30 protein-coding genes are annotated in these 17,831 nt (G+C 62.3%); all 30 read right to left on the minus strand.

The annotated features are described in order from the left end of the window. Positions 1-5 precede the first annotated feature (5 nt). The 30 genes from rpsM to WM2015_RS11620 all read right to left on the minus strand — a co-directional run bounded on the left by rpsM (position 6) and on the right by WM2015_RS11620 (position 17,687). Positions 6-359: a 30S ribosomal protein S13 gene (gene rpsM, locus WM2015_RS11475; RefSeq protein ID WP_049726178.1), complete on the minus strand. Its 354-nt coding sequence runs from the start codon at positions 357-359 to the stop codon at positions 6-8. A gap of 96 nt (positions 360-455) precedes the next feature. Then, positions 456-569 (minus strand): 50S ribosomal protein L36, encoded by a 114-nt coding sequence (gene rpmJ, locus WM2015_RS11480; protein ID WP_049726179.1) that lies wholly within the window; start codon positions 567-569, stop codon positions 456-458. Positions 570-608: 39 nt separating this feature from the next. Then, positions 609-1,970 carry a preprotein translocase subunit SecY gene (gene secY / locus WM2015_RS11485; RefSeq protein WP_049726180.1) on the minus strand — a complete coding sequence of 454 codons (1,362 nt, stop codon included), beginning with the start codon at positions 1,968-1,970 and terminating at the stop codon, positions 609-611. Continuing rightward, the gene (gene rplO / locus WM2015_RS11490) at positions 1,970-2,401 is read right to left on the minus strand and encodes a 50S ribosomal protein L15 (RefSeq protein WP_049726181.1); all 432 of its coding nucleotides are present in this window, start codon (positions 2,399-2,401) and stop codon (positions 1,970-1,972) included. The genes secY and rplO overlap by 1 nt, the downstream gene beginning before the upstream one ends. A gap of 30 nt (positions 2,402-2,431) precedes the next feature. Then, positions 2,432-2,626 (minus strand): 50S ribosomal protein L30, encoded by a 195-nt coding sequence (gene rpmD / locus WM2015_RS11495; RefSeq protein ID WP_049726182.1) that lies wholly within the window; start codon positions 2,624-2,626, stop codon positions 2,432-2,434. Beyond that, entirely contained in the window at positions 2,619-3,125 is a 507-nt protein-coding gene (gene rpsE, locus WM2015_RS11500; RefSeq protein WP_049726183.1) for a 30S ribosomal protein S5, read from the minus strand. Before rpsE ends, rpmD begins: the two co-directional genes overlap by 8 nt. 17 nt (positions 3,126-3,142) lie before the next feature. Next, positions 3,143-3,499 (minus strand): 50S ribosomal protein L18, encoded by a 357-nt coding sequence (rplR, locus tag WM2015_RS11505; RefSeq protein WP_049726184.1) that lies wholly within the window; start codon positions 3,497-3,499, stop codon positions 3,143-3,145. Positions 3,500-3,510: 11 nt separating this feature from the next. Continuing rightward, on the minus strand, positions 3,511-4,038 hold the full coding sequence (gene rplF / locus WM2015_RS11510; RefSeq protein ID WP_049726185.1) for a 50S ribosomal protein L6: 528 nt from the start codon (positions 4,036-4,038) through the stop codon (positions 3,511-3,513). A 16-nt stretch (positions 4,039-4,054) separates the two neighbouring features. Continuing rightward, the gene (rpsH, locus tag WM2015_RS11515) at positions 4,055-4,450 is read right to left on the minus strand and encodes a 30S ribosomal protein S8 (protein WP_049726186.1); all 396 of its coding nucleotides are present in this window, start codon (positions 4,448-4,450) and stop codon (positions 4,055-4,057) included. 12 nt (positions 4,451-4,462) lie between these two features. Beyond that, positions 4,463-4,768, minus strand: a complete 306-nt coding sequence (gene rpsN, locus WM2015_RS11520) for a 30S ribosomal protein S14 (protein ID WP_049726187.1) — start codon at positions 4,766-4,768, stop codon at positions 4,463-4,465. 12 nt (positions 4,769-4,780) lie between these two features. Continuing rightward, the gene (rplE, locus tag WM2015_RS11525; protein ID WP_049726188.1) at positions 4,781-5,326 is read right to left on the minus strand and encodes a 50S ribosomal protein L5; all 546 of its coding nucleotides are present in this window, start codon (positions 5,324-5,326) and stop codon (positions 4,781-4,783) included. 11 nt (positions 5,327-5,337) lie between these two features. After that, complete coding sequence (gene rplX / locus WM2015_RS11530) at positions 5,338-5,655, minus strand: 50S ribosomal protein L24 (protein ID WP_049727076.1); 318 nt, start codon at positions 5,653-5,655, stop codon at positions 5,338-5,340. Between the two features lie 10 nt (positions 5,656-5,665). Next, positions 5,666-6,034 (minus strand): 50S ribosomal protein L14, encoded by a 369-nt coding sequence (gene rplN / locus WM2015_RS11535; RefSeq protein WP_049726189.1) that lies wholly within the window; start codon positions 6,032-6,034, stop codon positions 5,666-5,668. A 21-nt stretch (positions 6,035-6,055) separates the two neighbouring features. Beyond that, a complete protein-coding gene (rpsQ, locus tag WM2015_RS11540; RefSeq protein WP_049726190.1) occupies positions 6,056-6,316 on the minus strand; it encodes a 30S ribosomal protein S17 in 261 nt (86 codons plus the stop codon). Then, entirely contained in the window at positions 6,313-6,510 is a 198-nt protein-coding gene (gene rpmC / locus WM2015_RS11545; RefSeq protein WP_049726191.1) for a 50S ribosomal protein L29, read from the minus strand. The genes rpsQ and rpmC overlap by 4 nt, the downstream gene beginning before the upstream one ends. Beyond that, on the minus strand, positions 6,510-6,920 hold the full coding sequence (gene rplP / locus WM2015_RS11550) for a 50S ribosomal protein L16 (RefSeq protein ID WP_049726192.1): 411 nt from the start codon (positions 6,918-6,920) through the stop codon (positions 6,510-6,512). The genes rpmC and rplP overlap by 1 nt, the downstream gene beginning before the upstream one ends. Positions 6,921-6,922: 2 nt before the next feature. After that, the gene (gene rpsC / locus WM2015_RS11555) at positions 6,923-7,609 is read right to left on the minus strand and encodes a 30S ribosomal protein S3 (protein WP_049726193.1); all 687 of its coding nucleotides are present in this window, start codon (positions 7,607-7,609) and stop codon (positions 6,923-6,925) included. A 9-nt stretch (positions 7,610-7,618) separates the two neighbouring features. Beyond that, entirely contained in the window at positions 7,619-7,951 is a 333-nt protein-coding gene (rplV, locus tag WM2015_RS11560) for a 50S ribosomal protein L22 (protein WP_049726194.1), read from the minus strand. A gap of 15 nt (positions 7,952-7,966) precedes the next feature. Further along, positions 7,967-8,239, minus strand: coding sequence for a 30S ribosomal protein S19 (gene rpsS / locus WM2015_RS11565; protein WP_049726195.1), 273 nt, complete (start codon positions 8,237-8,239; stop codon positions 7,967-7,969). A 15-nt stretch (positions 8,240-8,254) separates the two neighbouring features. Next, a complete protein-coding gene (rplB, locus tag WM2015_RS11570; RefSeq protein ID WP_049726196.1) occupies positions 8,255-9,082 on the minus strand; it encodes a 50S ribosomal protein L2 in 828 nt (275 codons plus the stop codon). Positions 9,083-9,102: 20 nt separating this feature from the next. Beyond that, positions 9,103-9,399 carry a 50S ribosomal protein L23 gene (gene rplW / locus WM2015_RS11575; protein WP_049726197.1) on the minus strand — a complete coding sequence of 99 codons (297 nt, stop codon included), beginning with the start codon at positions 9,397-9,399 and terminating at the stop codon, positions 9,103-9,105. Beyond that, entirely contained in the window at positions 9,396-9,998 is a 603-nt protein-coding gene (gene rplD, locus WM2015_RS11580; RefSeq protein ID WP_049727077.1) for a 50S ribosomal protein L4, read from the minus strand. The genes rplW and rplD overlap by 4 nt, the downstream gene beginning before the upstream one ends. Positions 9,999-10,009: 11 nt before the next feature. Next, positions 10,010-10,648 (minus strand): 50S ribosomal protein L3, encoded by a 639-nt coding sequence (gene rplC / locus WM2015_RS11585; RefSeq protein WP_049726198.1) that lies wholly within the window; start codon positions 10,646-10,648, stop codon positions 10,010-10,012. A gap of 81 nt (positions 10,649-10,729) precedes the next feature. Continuing rightward, the gene (gene rpsJ, locus WM2015_RS11590) at positions 10,730-11,041 is read right to left on the minus strand and encodes a 30S ribosomal protein S10 (RefSeq protein WP_049726199.1); all 312 of its coding nucleotides are present in this window, start codon (positions 11,039-11,041) and stop codon (positions 10,730-10,732) included. 158 nt (positions 11,042-11,199) lie between these two features. Next, on the minus strand, positions 11,200-12,390 hold the full coding sequence (tuf, locus tag WM2015_RS11595) for an elongation factor Tu (RefSeq protein ID WP_049726200.1): 1,191 nt from the start codon (positions 12,388-12,390) through the stop codon (positions 11,200-11,202). Positions 12,391-12,434: 44 nt separating this feature from the next. Continuing rightward, entirely contained in the window at positions 12,435-14,528 is a 2,094-nt protein-coding gene (gene fusA, locus WM2015_RS11600) for an elongation factor G (protein WP_049726201.1), read from the minus strand. A gap of 41 nt (positions 14,529-14,569) precedes the next feature. Continuing rightward, positions 14,570-15,040 carry a 30S ribosomal protein S7 gene (gene rpsG, locus WM2015_RS11605; RefSeq protein WP_049726202.1) on the minus strand — a complete coding sequence of 157 codons (471 nt, stop codon included), beginning with the start codon at positions 15,038-15,040 and terminating at the stop codon, positions 14,570-14,572. A 20-nt stretch (positions 15,041-15,060) separates the two neighbouring features. Continuing rightward, positions 15,061-15,435, minus strand: a complete 375-nt coding sequence (gene rpsL, locus WM2015_RS11610) for a 30S ribosomal protein S12 (protein WP_049726203.1) — start codon at positions 15,433-15,435, stop codon at positions 15,061-15,063. 243 nt (positions 15,436-15,678) lie between these two features. Further along, complete coding sequence (locus WM2015_RS11615; protein WP_049726204.1) at positions 15,679-16,719, minus strand: hypothetical protein; 1,041 nt, start codon at positions 16,717-16,719, stop codon at positions 15,679-15,681. Between the two features lie 92 nt (positions 16,720-16,811). Further along, complete coding sequence (locus tag WM2015_RS11620) at positions 16,812-17,687, minus strand: TolB-like translocation protein (RefSeq protein ID WP_049726205.1); 876 nt, start codon at positions 17,685-17,687, stop codon at positions 16,812-16,814. Between the last annotated feature and the right edge of the window lie 144 nt (positions 17,688-17,831).

A 17,831-nucleotide genomic window follows, 5' to 3' on the forward strand; every position in this document is an offset into this window, starting at 1 on the left:
CTTCCTCAACGAATCGGACGACGCGGACCCTTACGGGTGCGTGCGTTGGTGCGGGTACGCTGACCGCGAACCGGCAGACCACGACGATGACGCAGGCCGCGGAAGCAACCCAGGTCCATCAGGCGCTTGATGTTCATCGCCACTTCGCGGCGCAGATCGCCCTCGACGCTGAACTTGCCGATTTCCTGACGCAGCTTTTCCTGATCACCTTCGGTCAGGTCGCGCACCTTGGTTTCCGGAGCCACGCCAGTGGCCTCACAGATCTGGTAGGCACGGGTGCGACCGATGCCGTAAATATGAGTCAGAGCAACCCAGGTGTGCTTCTGCACCGGCAGGTTGACGCCTGCAATACGAGCCATGTAAATTCTCCGTAAACCTTCTAAACGTCTGGTCAGCGCAAACCGGCAAGTGTAGCTGGTTTTGCGCTCCTGTTCAAGGCCGATTGCTCGACCTAATTACCCCTGGCGCTGCTTGTGCTTGGGGTCGCTGCAGATCACGAACACCACACCCTGGCGGCGTACGACCTTGCAGTTGCGGCAGATCTTCTTGACTGATGCCTGAACCTTCATTTTCCTTCTCCGAGCCCGGTTTGATGTAGAGCCGATCGTTTAGCGCCGGACCACGCCCGAACGACCGTAATTCTTCAGATTCGACTTCTTCAGCAGGCTGTCGTACTGATGCGACATCAGATGGGCCTGCAGCTGCGCCATGAAGTCCATGGTCACCACCACGATGATCAGCAGCGAGGTTCCGCCAAGGTAGAACGGCACGTTCCACTGCATGATCAGGAATTCAGGCATCAGACAGACCGCCAGCAGATACACGGCACCGACCGCCGTCAGACGCGTGAGCACGAAGTCGATGTACTCGGAAGTCTGGCGACCCGGACGAATGCCCGGAATGAATGCGCCGGACTTCTTCAGGTTGTCCGCCGTTTCACGCGAGTTGAAGACGATGGCCGTATAGAAGAAGCAGAAGAACACGATCATCGCGCCGAACAGGCTGATGTAGAGTGGCTGTCCGGGACGAAGCTGCTCCGCGATGGTCTGCAGCCAGGTCACCCCGCCGTCGGCCTGGCCGAACCAGGTCGAAATGGTGGCCGGGAACAGCACCAGGCTGGAGGCGAAGATGGCCGGAATCACACCCGCCATATTGACCTTCAGCGGCAGATGCGAACTCTGGCTACGGTAGGCCTGGCGCCCCTGACGCTGAGCGTAGTTGACGGTGATACGGCGCTGGCCACGCTCGACGAACACGACGAAGGCCGTGACGGCGAGTGCCATCAGCAACAGGAACAGCGCCGTCGCGACACCCAGCTGACCGGTGTTGACCAGTTCCAGCGTCGAACCGATGGCGCGCGGCAGCTCGGCCACGATACCCGCGAAGATGAGAATCGAAATGCCGTTGCCGATACCGCGCTCGGTGATCTGCTCACCCAGCCACATCAGGAACACGGTCCCCGCGGTCAGGGTGACGACAGCCGCCATCAGGAAGCCCGGGCCCGGATTGATCACGACGGGGAGATCGGCGCCGGCACTCTGCGACTGCAGGGCCATCGCCACACCGAAACTCTGGAAGGCCGCCAGCACGACGGTGAAGTAGCGAGTGTACTGGGTGATCTTGCGACGACCGGACTCGCCTTCCTTGCGCAGCGCCTGCAGCTGAGGCACCGCATGGCTCATCAGCTGCATGATGATGGCCGCCGAAATGTACGGCATCACGCCCAGAGCAAAGATCGAGAACCGCCCCAGGGCGCCACCTGAGAACATGTTGAACATGTCCACGATGGTTCCGCTGGTGGCATCCATCAGCTCGACCAGGGCAATCGGGTTGATACCCGGCACCGGAATGAAGGTTCCGAAGCGGAACACCATCAGGGCAATAACGACCAGAAGGAGTCGCTGACGCAACTCCTTCAGTCGGCCGATCCCGCCGAGAGCTCCTGCCATGTCGGAGGCGCTACGAGACATTATTCGACCTTGCCGCCAGCGGCTTCGATCGCCTTCGTGGCACCGGCCGTCACGTGAACACCACGAACGGTCAGGGCCCGGTCGATCTCGCCCTTGGCGATGATACGGACGCGCTTGGTGTCACCCGGAACCATGCCGGCTTCCTTGAGCGACAGCAGATCCACGGTGTCACCCTTGAACTGGTTCAGTTCGTACAGGCGCAGCTCGCGGGTCTTGGCGTTGACCGCCGAGTGGAAACCCACCTTCGGCAGACGACGCTGCAGCGGCATCTGACCGCCCTCGAAACCCACCTTGTGGTAACCGCCCGAGCGCGACTTCTGACCCTTGTGACCACGGCCGCCGGTCTTGCCGAGACCGGAACCGATGCCGCGACCGACGCGCTTGCGGGTCTTGCGGCTGCCCTCAGCGGGCTGAACGGTATTGAGTTTCATCGTCAAAATCCTTGCAAGCTTCGTTTACGTTCAGGCTTCTTCGACCCGAACCAGATAATTCACCTTGTTGATCATGCCGCGAATGGACGGGGTATCTTCCAGTTCGACGGTGTGATGCATACGGCGAAGGCCGAGGCCGCGCACCGTCTCACGGTGCTTACCAATGGTGCCATTCGGGCTCCGGACCAGGGTCACGCGGAGCTTGGCTGCTGCTTTCTTAGCCATGATGTTCCAGAATCTCCTCGATGGGTTTGCCGCGCTTGATCGCCACTGATTCCGGCGACGCCATGGCCTGAAGACCCTTCATGGTCGCCCGGACCAGGTTGATCGGGTTGTTCGAACCAACGCTCTTGGCCAACACGTTATGGACACCGACTGCTTCGAAGACGGCGCGCATGGCACCGCCGGCGATCACACCGGTACCTTCGGAGGCCGGCTGCATGTAAACCCGGGATCCGCTGTGGCGGGACTTGACCGCATGCCAGAGGGTCCCTTCGTTCAGCGAGATGCGCACCATGTCGCGACGAGCGCGCTCCATGGCCTTCTGGATGGCCAACGGCACTTCACGGGCCTTGCCGTAGCCGAAGCCGACCTTGCCATCCCCATCGCCGACCACGGTCAGCGCGGTGAAGCTGAACTGGCGGCCACCCTTGACCACCTTCACGACTCGGTTGACGGCGACCAGTTTCTCGATCAGATCGTCGGTGCTGTTATCTCTTGCCATGATGAATTCCGTCTTCCTTAAAACTTCAGGCCGGCTTCACGCGCGGCGTCGGCGAGGGCCTTGATACGCCCGTGGTACTTGAATCCAGAGCGATCGAAGGCCACACCCTCGACGCCCGCCGCCAGCGAGCGCTCGGCGATGGCCTTGCCCACGGCCTTGGCCGCTTCGATATTGCAGGTGGCCGTCATGTCGCCCCGGATGTCCTTCTGCACGGTCGATGCTGCAGCGACCGTGTGCGTGCCCGACGCGTCGATCACCTGTGCGTACAGATGACGACCGGTACGATGCACGGTCAGGCGAGCCACGCCCTGGCGCTGGATGCGAGCACGGGCTTTGCGTGCACGCCGCAGTCTGGAAAGATTCTTGTCGCTCATGTTCGCTGTCCTTAAGCCTTCTTGGCTTCCTTCATCACCACGCGCTCATCGGCGTAGCGCACGCCCTTGCCCTTGTAGGGCTCCGGCGGACGATAGGCGCGGATCTTGGCCGCCACCTGGCCCACCAGCTGCTTGTCACTGCCACGAACCACGATCTCGGTCTGGCTCGGGGTCTCGATGGTCACACCATCGGGGACCGGAAAGTCCACCGGGTGGCTGAACCCGAGCTGCAGGTTGAGGCTGTTGCCCTGCACGGCGGCACGGTAACCGACCCCGACCAGGGCGAGCTTGCGCTCGTAACCGTTGGTCACACCCTCGACCATGTTGTTCACCAGTGAACGCATGGTGCCGGCCATGGCCATATCGGCCTCCTGGTGCGGAGCGAAGCTCAGCACGCCGTCCTCGACGGTCACACCCACTGCCGGGTGGAGCGTCATGCTCAGCGTGCCCTTCGGACCCTTCACCTGGATCTCGCCATCGGTGTTCTTGAACTCGACGCCCTTGGGCAGCGTGATCGGGCTTTTCGCGATTCTTGACATGGTTCCTAACTCCTGATCAGGCCACCAGGCAGAGGACTTCGCCGCCGTGACCCTGAGCACGGGCCTTGGCGTCGGTCATCACACCGTTGGAGGTACTGACGATGGCGATACCCAGGCCGTTCAGGACGCGCGGCAGATCGTCACTGCCGAAATAACGGCGACGGCCCGGCTTGCTGAAACGGTCGAGACGATCGATCACGCCACGGCCATCCACATACTTCAGTTCGATTTCCAGCTCACGCTTGGCGCCTTCTTCCGTGACTTCGAAGTCACGGACGTAGCCTTCGTCCTTCAGGACGCTGACGATCGCGACCTTGACCTTGGACGACGGCATCCGAACGCTGCGCTTGTTGACTGCCTGGGCGTTCTTGATTCGGGCCAGCATGTCCGAAATGGGATCATTCATACTCATTGTCTGTGCTCCTTACCAGCTCGCCTTGCGCAGACCGGGAACGTCCCCGCGCATGGCCGCTTCACGCAGCTTGTTACGTGCCAGACCGAACTTGCGGTAGTAACCGCGCGGCCGGCCGGAAACACGGCAGCGGTTACGCTGACGCACCGGGCTGGAATCGCGCGGCAGCTTGCTCAGCGCGAACATTGCCGCCTGCTTGGACTCGTAGTCCGCTTCCGGATCGGCGACCACGCGCTTGAGTTCAGCGCGCTTCTCCGCGAACTTGGCCGCCAGCTTGGCGCGACGTACATCACGCTGAACCATTGAAATCTTAGCCATCTCTAAATCTCCTTACCGCGGCGCCCGGAACGGGAATCCGAACGCTTCCAGCAGGGCCAGACCTTCTTCGTCCGTGCGTGCGCTGGTGGTGAATGCAATGTCCATCCCGCGAATCGCGTCGACCTGGTCGAAGTTGATCTCCGGGAAGATGATCTGCTCCTTGATGCCCAGGTTGTAGTTACCCGAACCGTCGAAGGCCTTCCGGGACACACCGCGGAAGTCACGCACTCGCGGCAGCGAGATGTTGACCAGGCGATCCAGGAACTCGTACATGCGCTCGCGACGCAGCGTCACCTTGGCACCGATCGGATAGTCATCGCGAATCTTGAAGCTCGCGACCGACTTCCGGGCCTTCGTCACCACGGGCTGCTGACCGGCGATCTTCGCCATGTCACCCACGGCCTTCTCGATGACCTTCTTGTCAGCGACGGCCTCACCCAGACCCATGTTGATGGTGATCTTTTCCAGACGCGGCACCTGCATCACGTTGGCGTAGCCGAATTTTTCCTTCAGCTGACCAATCACGGTGTCGCGATAGTAGTCCTGCAACCTAGCCATTTCCTTAAGCCTCAGATATCTACGACTTCGCCGGTGGAGCGGAAGAACCGCACTTTCCGACCGTCTTCGAGAAACTTGAATCCAACCCGATCGCCCTTGTCCGTCGCCGGGTTGTAGAGCATCACGTTGGAGGCATGAATCGGTGCCTCACGCTCGATGATGCCGCCCGGCTTCTGGTTCTGCGGATCAGGCTTCTGATGCCGCTTGACCATGTTGACGTTCTCGACCAGATAGCGATCGTCCTTGAGCACCTTGAGCACGTGACCGCGCTGGCCGCGGCTACGCCCGGCAATCACGATCACTTCGTCACCCTTGCGAATACGTTCCATCATGCGCTCCTTACAGTACTTCCGGTGCCAGCGAGACGATCTTCATGAACCGCTCGGAACGCAGTTCACGCGTCACCGGCCCGAAGATACGCGTGCCGATCGGCTCCAGCTTCGTGTTCAACAGAACCGCAGCATTGCCATCGAAACGGATCAGGGAGCCGTCACGGCGACGCACACCCTTGCGGGTACGAACCACCACGGCGTTGTAAACCTCGCCCTTCTTGACCTTGCCGCGCGGGATGGCATCCTTGACGGTCACCTTGATGACGTCACCGATGTTGGCATACCGACGCTTCGATCCGCCCAGGACCTTGATACACATGAGCTCGCGCGCGCCGCTGTTGTCCGCCGCCGCCAGTCGTGATTGCATCTGAATCATGCTGCTTCGCTCCGCTGTTGCTTACTGGGCGCGCTCGACGACTTCCACGACCTGCCAGCTCTTCGTCTTCGAGAGCGGGCGAGTCTGGGAAATGCGAACGGTATCGCCTTCGTTGCACTCGTTGTTTTCGTCGTGCGCATGCACCTTGCTCGAACGGCGGATGTACTTGCCGTAGAGCGGATGCTTGACCAGGCGCTCCAGACGCACGGTGACGGTCTTGTCCATCTTGTTGCTCACCACGCGGCCGACCTGGCTGCGCTGGATCTTTTCTTCGCTACTCATGCGGTTTCACCCTGCATCTGGTTCATCACGGTCTTGACCCGTGCGATGTCACGACGGACCAGCTTGAGCTGGTGACGTCCATCCAGGCTGCCACTGCCATGCTGCATGCGCAGGCCGAATTGCTCCTTGCGCAGCTCGAGCAGCAGCTCCTTGAGTTCAGCGGCACTCTTGCCCCGAAGTTCGGTAGCTTTCATCACAATGCCCTCGCTACAAATGCGGTCTTGACGCTGAGCTTGGCGGCGGCGCGGCGGAATGCCTCGCGTGCCACTTCTTCGCTCACGCCCTGGATCTCGTAAATCATCCGACCCGGCTGCACCGGAGCGACCCAGTACTCGACGTTACCCTTACCCTTACCCATTCGAACTTCAACGGGCTTCTTGGTGATCGGCTTGTCCGGGAAGACGCGGATCCACAGCTTGCCGCCACGTTTGACGTGACGCGTGATCGCACGACGGGCCGACTCGATCTGACGAGCAGTCAGAAAACCTCGGGTGGTGGCCTGCAGGCCGAATTCACCGAAGCTGACCTTGTTGCCCACCTGAGCGAGCCCGCGGTTGCGGCCTTTCTGCTGCTTTCTGAATTTTGTACGTTTCGGCTGCAGCATGATCAGTTCTCCTTGCGTGAGCCCTTGTTCTGGCCCTTGTCACCGGCGTTCTCGGCATACAGGTCGAACACGTCGCCCTTGTAGACCCAGACCTTGATGCCGATGACACCGTAGGTGGTCGCGGCTTCAGCCGTACCGTAATCGACGTCCGCGCGCAGGGTGTGCAGCGGCACACGACCTTCGCGATACCACTCGGAACGGGCAATGTCAGCACCGTTCAGGCGGCCACCGACCTGCACCTTGATGCCCAGGGCACCCAGGCGCATGGCGTTGCCGACCGAGCGCTTCATGGCGCGGCGGAACATCACACGACGCTCCAGCTGCTGCGCGATCGACTCGGCCACCAGGCGTGCGTCCAGCTCCGGCTTGCGGATCTCGGTCACGCGGATGTGCGTCGGGACGCCCATGATCGCGGAAACCTTCTTCTTCAGCTTCTCGATGTCCTCGCCCTTCTTGCCGATCACGATCCCCGGACGTGCCGTGTGGATGGTGATTTCAGCAGACTTGGCCGGACGCTCGATCTGGATGTGGCTGACGGCGGCATGAGCCAGTTCCTTTTCCAGGAACTCGCGCGTCTTCAGATCCGTGTGCAGATAATCGGCGAAGTTCTCGCCCTCTGCATACCACTTGGCGCGCCAGTCCTTGGCGATACCGAGGCGAATACCAGTTGGATGTACCTTTTGACCCATGACTCGTCCTTAGTCCTCTGCCACGACAACGGTGATGTGGCTGGTCCGCTTGAGAATGCGGGTGTAGCGTCCCTTGGCGCGAGCCCGGCCACGCTTCAGCGTCGGACCCTCGTCCACGAAGATGCGGGACACCTTCAGCTCATCGATATCCGCGCCCACGTTGTTCTCCGCATTGGCCACTGCGGACAGCAGCACCTTGCGAACGATGTGAGCGCCCTTCTTGGAGCTGAAATTCAGCAGCTCGTCGGCCTTGTCGACCGGCAGACCACGAATCTGGTCGGCCACAAGACGGGCCTTCTGCGCGGAAATGCGCGCACCCTTCAGTTTTGCAGTAGCTTCCATCACCGTCAGTCCTGATTACTTGGTCTTGCGGTCGGCCGCGTGACCCTTGAAAGTCCGCGTCGGCGCAAACTCACCGAGCTTGTGTCCGACCATCTGTTCGTTGATCAGAATGGGCACGTGCTGCCGGCCGTTATGGACGGCAATGGTCAGACCCACCATTTCAGGCATGATCATGGACCGACGCGACCAGGTCTTGATCGGACGCTTGCTGTTGCTTTCGACCGCCGTCTCCACCTTGGAAATCAGGTGATGATCTACGAACGGCCCTTTCTTGATCGAACGTGGCATTGCGATTTCCTACGTTTATTTCCGCTTGCGCGAACGGGTAATGTATTTGCTCGTGCGCTTGTTGGTCCGAGTGCGCTTGCCCTTGGTCTGCTGACCCCAGGGCGTCACCGGATGACGGCCACCCGAGGTGCGGCCTTCACCACCACCGTGCGGGTGATCGACCGGGTTCATCGCCACACCGCGAACGGTCGGGCGAACACCGCGCCAGCGCTTGGCACCAGCCTTGCCGAGCTTCTCCAGGTTGTGCTCCGTGTTGGCGACCTGGCCGATCGTGGCCCGGCAGTGCGCGTGAACCTTGCGCATCTCACCCGAACGAAGCAACACCGTGGCGTACTGACCCTCACGAGCGACCAGCTGAACCGCCGCACCCGCGGAGCGAGCCATCTGGCCGCCCTTGCCGGCCTTCAGCTCGACGTTGTGAATCTGCGTACCGACCGGAATCGAGCGGAGCTGCATGGCGTTGCCCGGCTTGATCGGGGCTTCCGAGCCGCTCTGCACTTCGTCACCGGCAAACACGTTACGCGGAGCCAGGATGTAGCGGCGCTCGCCATCGCTGTACTTGACCAGTGCGATGTGCGCGCTGCGGTTGGGATCGTATTCGATCCGCTCGACCACACCCTTGATGCCGTCCTTGTCGCGCTTGAAGTCGACAACACGATAGTGATGCTTGTGACCACCGCCCTTGTGGCGCGTGGTGATCCGGCCGTTGTTGTTGCGGCCACCCGTCGAACTCTGGGATTCGACCAGCGGCGCGTACGGCTTACCCTTCCACAGGTGATCGTGCTTGACGCGAACGACGCCACGACGTCCCGGTGAAGTCGGTTTTGCTTTGACAATTGCCATAACCGTTTCCTGGCTCTAAATCAGTCTGCTTGGAGATCTTCGATCGTCTGGCCTTCGGCCACACGAACGTAGGCTTTCTTCCAGCTCTTCTGCACACCCGGGCGGAAGCGGAAAGTCTTGCGCTTGCCCTTCTGGTTCAGCACCTGGACGTTCTCGACCTTGACGTCGAACAGCCCTTCAACGGCGCTGCGAATCTCTTCCTTGGTGGCATCGCGGCGAACTTCGAACACGTACTGGTTCGAGTCGGCCTGCAGGCGAGCCGTCTTTTCTGAGACGTGCGGGAAACGCACGACCTGGTAGAGGCGTTCCTTGTTCATGCCAGCCACTCCTGAATTTTTTCGACGGCCGCTTTGGTCATCACCACCTTGTCGGCACCGACCAGGCTCACCGGATCGAGACGATCGGCTGCCAGGGCGTGGACATTGGCGATGTTGCGCGAACCGAGATAGAGGTTCGTATCCAGCTCCGCATCGACGAGCAGACCACGGTTCATGCCGAGTTCGGCAAGGCGGGCCTGAACGGCCTTGGTCTTCGGCTCGTCGATGGCCAGCGACTCGACCACGACCAGGCGGTCCTGACGGACCAGCTCGGACAGGATCGAGCGCATGGCAGCGCGATACTGCTTGCGGTTGACCTTCTGGGTGAAGTCGCGCGGCTGGGCGGCAAAAGTCACGCCACCGGTACGCCACAGCGGGCTGCGAATCGTACCGGCACGCGCATTGCCGGTGCCCTTCTGGCGCCACGGCTTGCGGCCACCACCGGACACGGCGGAGCGATTCTTCTGCGCCTTGGTGCCTGCACGGCCGCCGGCGAGGTAGGCGGTGACCACCTGGTGGACCAGCGCCTCGGAGAAATCACGGCCGAAGATGGCGTCGGACACTTCCACGCTCTTGCCGCCTTGAATTGAGAGTTCCATCATTCGCTCCTTCAGGCCTTGATCGACGGACGAACGAACACGTGACCGCCCGGCGCTCCCGGAACGGCACCGCGAATCAGGAGCAGGTTGCGATCGGCGTCGACACGAACTACTTCCAGGTTCAGCGTGGTCACACGCTCGTCACCCATGTGGCCTGCCATCTTCTTGCCCTTGAATACGCGACCCGGCGTCTGGCACTGCCCGATGGAACCCGGCGCGCGATGCGACAGCGAGTTACCGTGGGTGGCGTCCTGGGTGCGGAAGTTGTGGCGCTTGATGACGCCAGCAAAGCCTTTACCCTTGCTGGTGCCGGTCACGTCCACTTTCTGGCCGGCCTCGAAACGCTCGACGGTGATTTCCGAACCCACTTCCAGGTCGGCACCTTCGTTGTCTTCGAGACGGAATTCCCACAGGCCTTCACCAGCTTCGACGCCGGCCTTGGCAAAGTGCCCGGCTGCGGGACGATTGACCAAAGACGTACGACGGGATCCGCAGGTCACCTGAATGGCGGCATAGCCATCGGTTTCCACGTTGCGAATCTGCGTAATGCGGTTCGGGCTCACTTCCACCACCGTCACGGGAATGGAGTTGCCCTCCTCCGTGAAAATGCGGGTCATGCCCCGTTTGCGTCCTACCAATCCGATCGTCATTTCTCTGAACTCACTTCGTTCGTTACTCGATCGCGGCGATGTCTGCGGATCGGTTTCCCGAGCCGGCAGAGCCGCCAGTCATCAATACAGTTTGATCTGCACGTCCACGCCCGCAGCCAGATCCAGCTTCATCAGGGCATCGACGGTCTTGTCGTTGGGGTCAACGATATCCAGCAGCCGCTTGTGGGTGCGAATTTCGTACTGATCCCGCGCATCCTTGTTCACGTGCGGGGAAATCAGGACCGTGTAGCGCTCCTTGCGGGTGGGCAGCGGGATGGGCCCGCGCACCTGCGCGCCGGTCCGCTTCGCAGTTTCCACGATTTCCTGGGTCGACCGATCGATCAGTCGATGGTCGAAACCCTTCAAACGAATACGGATTTTCTGTTCGGCCATTGCCGTACGCCTTTAGTCTGTAAAAGATCAAAAACCCAAGGCTGCCCTTTCGGGCTGCCTCTGTGTGATCCGAAGATCAGGGCCCCGCCGGCCGAAACCGTGGGGCCCTTAACAGGAGCCGCCCATTATAACAGCGGCCCAAGATAAATTACCAGCGTTTATTCGTGGATTTTTGCCACGACGCCGGCACCGACGGTGCGGCCGCCTTCACGAATGGCAAAACGCAGGCCTTCTTCCATCGCGATCGGAGCAATCAGCTCCACCTGCATCTGCACGTTGTCGCCCGGCATCACCATCTCGACGCCTTCCGGCAGCTCCACCGAACCCGTCACGTCCGTCGTACGGAAGTAGAACTGCGGACGGTAGCCCTTGAAGAACGGCGTGTGACGGCCGCCTTCGTCCTTGCTCAGGACGTAGACTTCGGCTTCGAACTTGGTGTGCGGGGTGATCGTGCCCGGCTTGGCCAGAACCTGACCGCGCTCGACCTCGTCACGCTTCGTGCCACGCAGCAGAACGCCCACGTTGTCACCCGCCTGACCCTGGTCCAGCAGCTTGCGGAACATCTCCACACCCGTACAGGTCGTCTTGGTCGTGTCCTTGATGCCCACGATCTCGATCTCGTCACCCACGTGAACGATGCCGCGCTCGACACGACCCGTCACCACCGTACCGCGACCGGAAATCGAGAACACGTCTTCGATCGGCATCAGGAACGGCTTGTCCAGCGCACGCTCCGGCTCCGGAATGTACTCGTCCATCGCCTCGACCAGCTTCATGATCGCCGGCACGCCGATGTCGCTCTGATCACCTTCCAGCGCCTTCAGCGCCGAACCGGTGATGATCGGGGTGTCGTCACCCGGGAAGTCGTAGTCGCTCAGCAGCTCGCGAACTTCCATCTCGACCAGCTCCAGCAGCTCCGCGTCATCCACCATGTCCGCCTTGTTCAGGAAGACCAGGATGTACGGCACGCCCACCTGACGAGCCAGCAGAATGTGCTCGCGCGTCTGCGGCATCGGGCCATCGGCCGCCGACACCACCAGAATGGCACCGTCCATCTGCGCCGCACCCGTGATCATGTTCTTCACGTAGTCAGCGTGACCCGGGCAGTCCACGTGGCCGTAGTGACGAGCGTCCGACTCGTACTCGACGTGCGCCGTGGCAATCGTGATACCACGCGCACGCTCTTCCGGCGCGTTGTCAATCTGATCGTAGGCCTTGAAGTCACCGCCACGGGCTTCAGCGCAGACCTTCGTCAGCGCAGCCGTCAGCGTCGTCTTGCCGTGGTCAACGTGACCAATCGTGCCCACATTCACGTGCGGCTTGCTACGTTCAAATTTTTCCTTGGACATTACCTTCTATCCTCGAGATTCTGGGTTGTCTGGATGCCGGCCGCTCAGGCCGACTTCTTCATGACTTCTTCAGCCACACTCGTCGGCGCTTCCGCGTAATGCAGGAACTCCATCGAGTAGGTGGCACGGCCCTGGCTCATCGAGCGCAGGTCAGTCGCATAGCCGAACATCTCGGCCAGAGGCACGTTGGCGCGGATGACCTTGCCGGCCGGCGCGTCTTCCATGCCCTGGACCAGGCCACGGCGACGGTTCAGGTCACCCATGACATCGCCCATGTAGTCTTCCGGCGTTACCGCCTCGACCTTCATGATCGGCTCGAGCAGCACCGGCCTGGCCTGCAGCGCGCCATTCTTGAACGCCATGGAGCCGGCGATCTTGAAGGCCATTTCGCTGGAGTCGACTTCGTGGTAGGAGCCATCGAACAGGATCGCCCGGACGTCCACCATGGGGTAGCCGGCGAGCACACCATTGTTCATCTGCTCTTCGATGCCCTTGCCGACCGCACCGATGTACTCGCGCGGAACGACACCGCCGACGACCTCGTCGACGAACTCGAAGCCGCCGCCCTCTTCCATCGGCTCCAGCTTGATCTTGACGTGCCCGTACTGGCCGCGGCCACCGGACTGGCGGACGAACTTGCCTTCGGCCTCGACGGCCTGGCGAATCGTCTCGCGATAGGCCACCTGCGGCTTGCCGACGTTGGCCTCGACCTTGAACTCGCGACGCATGCGGTCGACGATGATGTCGAGGTGCAGCTCGCCCATGCCGGAGATGATCGTCTGGCCCGACTCCTCGTCGGTGCGCACGCGGAAGGACGGATCCTCCTGCGCCAGCTTCGACAGGGCCAGGCCCATCTTTTCCTGGTCGCTCTTGGTCTTCGGTTCCACCGCCACCGAGATCACCGGCTCGGGGAACTCCATCCGCTCCAGGGTGATCACGTTCGACGGATCACACAGGGTGTCACCAGTGGTGACGTCCTTCAGGCCGACCGCCGCGGCGATATCGCCAGCGCGGACTTCCTTGAGCTCTTCACGCGAGTTGGCGTGCATCTGCAGAATGCGGCCCACGCGCTCCTTCTTGCCCTTGACCGGGTTGTAGACCGTGTCGCCGGACTTCAGCACGCCGGAATAGACGCGGATGAAGGTCAGGCTGCCGACGAAGGGGTCCGTGGCGATCTTGAACGCCAGGGCCGCGAAGGGCTCGTCGTCGTCCGACTTGCGGACGTCTTCCTGCTCGTTCTCGTCGATGCCCCGGATGGCCTTCACCTCGGTCGGTGACGGCATGTACTGGACCACGGCGTCGAGCAGCGCCTGCACGCCCTTGTTCTTGAAGGCGGTCCCGCAGAGCACCGGCACCAGCTCGTTGTTCAAGGTGCCCGCTCGCAGACCCTGGATGATCTCGTCCTCGGTGAGCTCTTCGCCTTCGAGGTACTTCTCCATCAGGGTCTCGACGGCTTCGGCGGCGGACTCGATCATGAAGGCACGGGCCGCCTCGGCCTCGTCGACCAGCTCGGCCGGAATCTCGCGGGCTTCATAGGTCGTGCCCATGTTGTCCGGGTTCCAGTAGATGGCGCGCATCTTGACCAGGTCGATGATGCCCTCGAAGTCTTCTTCGGCGCCGATCGGCATCTGGATAGGCACCGGGTTGGCGCCGAGACGGTCCTTGATCTGACCGACCACGCGATTGAAGTTCGCGCCGGTCCGGTCCATCTTGTTCACGAAGCACATGCGCGGGACGGCGTACTTGGTGGCCTGACGCCACACCGTCTCGGACTGCGGCTCCACGCCGCCAACGGCGCAGAACACGGCCACGGCGCCGTCGAGGACGCGCAGGGAGCGCTCGACCTCGATCGTGAAGTCGACGTGTCCCGGGGTATCGATGATGTTGATCCGATACTCCGGCCAGTCCTGATCCATGCCTTTCCAGAAGCAGGTCGTGGCCGCGGAGGTGATGGTGATCCCGCGCTCCTGCTCCTGCTCCATCCAGTCCATCACGGCATTGCCGTCATGGACCTCGCCCAGCTTGTGGGACACGCCGGTATAGAACAGGATGCGCTCGGTGGTCGTCGTCTTGCCGGCATCGATATGCGCCATGATGCCGATGTTCCGGTAGCGCTCGATGGATACTTTGCGTGACACGATGACAACCTCAGCGGCGGATCAGGTGACCGGAGGCCCGATCACCAGCGGTAGTGCGAGAAGGCCTTGTTGGCTTCAGCCATACGGTGAACGTCTTCGCGCTTCTTGACCGCCGAGCCACGCTCTTCCATGGCATCCATCAGCTCACCGGCCAGACGGCGCGGCATCGAGGACTCACCACGCTTGCGGGCGGCATCGATCAGCCAGCGCATGGCCAGGGTCTGGCGACGCTTCGGGCGCACTTCGACCGGCACCTGATAGGTGGCACCACCGACACGGCGAGACTTGACCTCGACCGCCGGTGCGACGTGGTCCAGAGCCTTTTCGATCACTTCGACCGGGTCGGCATGGCCGCGGCCTTCGATTTCCTCGATCGCACCGTAGACGATCTTCTCGGCCACGGACTTCTTGCCGCTCTGCATCACCATGTTGATGAAGCGCGCGATCATCTCGTTGCCGAATTTCGGATCCGGCAGGATGTCGCGTTCAAAATTGGAATTCTTGCGGGACATGTCAGTTCACCTTCTCGAAATCAGCTCTTCGGACGCTTGGCGCCGTACTTGGAACGGGCCTGGCGACGATCACTGACACCTGCCGTATCGAGGCTGCCGCGAACGGTGTGGTAGCGCACACCAGGCAGATCCTTGACTCGACCGCCACGAATCAGCACCACCGAGTGCTCCTGCAGGTTGTGGCCCTCACCGCCGATGTAGCTGGTCACTTCGTAACCATTGGTGAGACGCACACGAGCAACCTTCCGCAGGGCGGAGTTCGGCTTCTTCGGCGTGGTCGTGTAGACGCGGGTGCACACGCCGCGCTTCTGCGGAGAGGCTTCCAGCGCCGGGACGTTGGACTTGTACTGCTTCGGCCGCCGTGGTTTGCGGACCAGCTGATTGATCGTGGACATAAGTAGTAGTTTTCAGGCCTTCAGAAAATAAACGACAGACACGCGCAAGGGCGGCCTGCCGAAGAACGGGAATTCTAAGGGGTCGGACGGGGGCTGTCAAGATGCGGGCCGCCCTGTCCCGGAGCCGCCCTCAGGGTGTTCGAGTCTAGCCGATTTCGCGCCCCTGACCAAGCCCTCGGGCCCGGATCCGGCCAGGGCTCCTTGGCGCTTGGGAAAACCTGCGCCGAGCGCCGGAGCCCCTGCCTACTGGGTCTGGTCGCAATCGTAGCCGGCAATGCGGATCAGCCGATTCAGGTGCAGGCTCTCCACCCCGAGCCCGGCGGCCGAGAAGTCCAGGTCCGCCTGGATCCGGTTGCAGTGGATCGCGCGCAGGGTCATCGTGCCGACGACCTCGGTCGTGACGTCATCCGGGCTGAAAGAGCCAGGCTCGGTGACGAAGCCGCCGCCCTCGAGCAACAGCATCTCCAGCGTCACCTCGGTCGCGCCCTGCTCGATATCGGCGTTGCCCACCAGCCAGACAGGCGCCCCGTCCAGATAGGTGAACCAGACCGCGAATACGTAATTGCGCGAGGGATCGATCTCGGCAATCTGCAGCACCAGGCCGCTGCGCGGGAGTCCGCTGGCCACCCACTGCCCCGAGTAGCGTCCGTGGATCGCGGGATCCGGGCTCTGTGGCAGATCGAGAAACGGATCATAGGAGGGGACCGGGATGCCGAGGGTCTGCCCATCGCCCCACTCGAGGTCCAAGGTGAGATGGCCGTTGTAGTACCCGGGCGTGACCGAGTCGGGCGGCGCCACGATGAACGACACCCCGTCGGGGAACCCCAGCGCCTGGCTGCTCGCCTCATCCAGGGACTCGCCCTCCTCGTCCTGGGCCACGAGCGGTGTCGAGAAAAACAGGCCGGCCGGCTCCTCGCGGTCGTTGCCATCGCTGAAGCGGACCCGCGGATAGCGCACCTGGGTACTGCCCGACAGGTAGTCGAAGTTCAGGATGATCGCCGAACGCCCCTGCTCGTGGCAGCCCAGCCGCCACGCCCGGACCCGGATCTCGGCCGACTGCCCCTGATCCGAGACCTGGACGACCTGATCGAAGGCCAGATCCTCGTCCGCCGGCGCCGACCGGGCCGAGGGAATCTCGCCGATGCAGCCGTGGGGAATCACGGAGCGGTAGGTGAAGTAGTTGGGGACTTCGTCATTGTCGACCGGCTGCGCCACCGCGGCGATGCTCGACAGGATCAACGAAAAGATCGCCGTGATCAGAAGCTTGGGGTTGCGAAGACTCATAAGATCCTCCGAGCGTCGGCCCCTCTGCTGCCATGCTAACCACGACGCCCACCCCACGGCAAGGGGTCGGAGTTCAGGCCAGGCCGCCGTCCTCACTCCCGTGGCCGCAGCGCTTCGATGACCCCGGCATCCACCCAGAGAATGTCCACATCCGAATAGTCATCGGCGCCCATGTTCCGGTTGAAGAACAGGTACTTTCCGTCGGGCGTGACGCTGGCAGCGGCTTCCCAGGCCGGGGTATTGATTTCTTCCCCGAGGTTGATCACCTCGCCCCAGGCGCCGTCCGGGCCCCGGAAGCTGACATAGATGTCCGAACTGCCGAAGCCTCCCTCGCGGCGGCCGTCGAACAGGAGGTAGCTCTCGTCCGGCGCGATGAAGGGGTGCGCCAGCCAGGTGCCGCTATTGATCGTGGCGCCGGCCACCCGCGGCGCCTCCCGCACCCCGTCGACCAGGCGCGAATAGCGGATCACCCCATCGCCGTCCGTGCCGGCCTCGTCGAAATACCAGGTGCCGCGCGCCGAGGCCGTCAGGCGCATGATGCGAAAGTCCGCGAAGGCGCCACCAAGCTCGCGGATCTCCGACCAACCCGCCCCGCGCCGCTCCATGTAGCGCCGCCCCAGATGCATCGTCTGCCCATCCGGGGAAATGAAGGGCTGCCCGACCCGGGGCGACACCACGGATTCAAGCCACTGTCCGTTGTCGTGGCGAAACACGACGAATTCCGCCGCGTCCTGCCCGGCTACGAAACGGAGAAAGTAGAACTCCGTCAGGTCAGGCGTGAACGTGCCACCGTATTCCCAGCCCGGCGACGACACCAGGCCCGGCGCGAAGGACTCGGGCGTCAGGCCGGGCGGCACCTGGCCGAGATAGGGCGCAGCGATGCCCCTCGCCTCCTCCCGGACCGGATCGGCGCAGGCCAGCAGGAACGAGGCGGCCAGCGACACGGCACAAACGAGAGACGGCTTCATTCGGGGCACCTGTGGATTCAAGATCGTTGCCCCCTCGAGCGATGCTCGAGCGGGCAACCCAGGCAGTCTACCCGCAATGCGACCCGCCGGCTCCGATCGCGCCGGACCGCGCCTTGGCCCGGACGCCGGCATCCAGCGTTGCCG

Source organism: Wenzhouxiangella marina (assembly GCF_001187785.1).
Taxonomy (GTDB): Bacteria; Pseudomonadota; Gammaproteobacteria; order Xanthomonadales; family Wenzhouxiangellaceae; genus Wenzhouxiangella; species Wenzhouxiangella marina.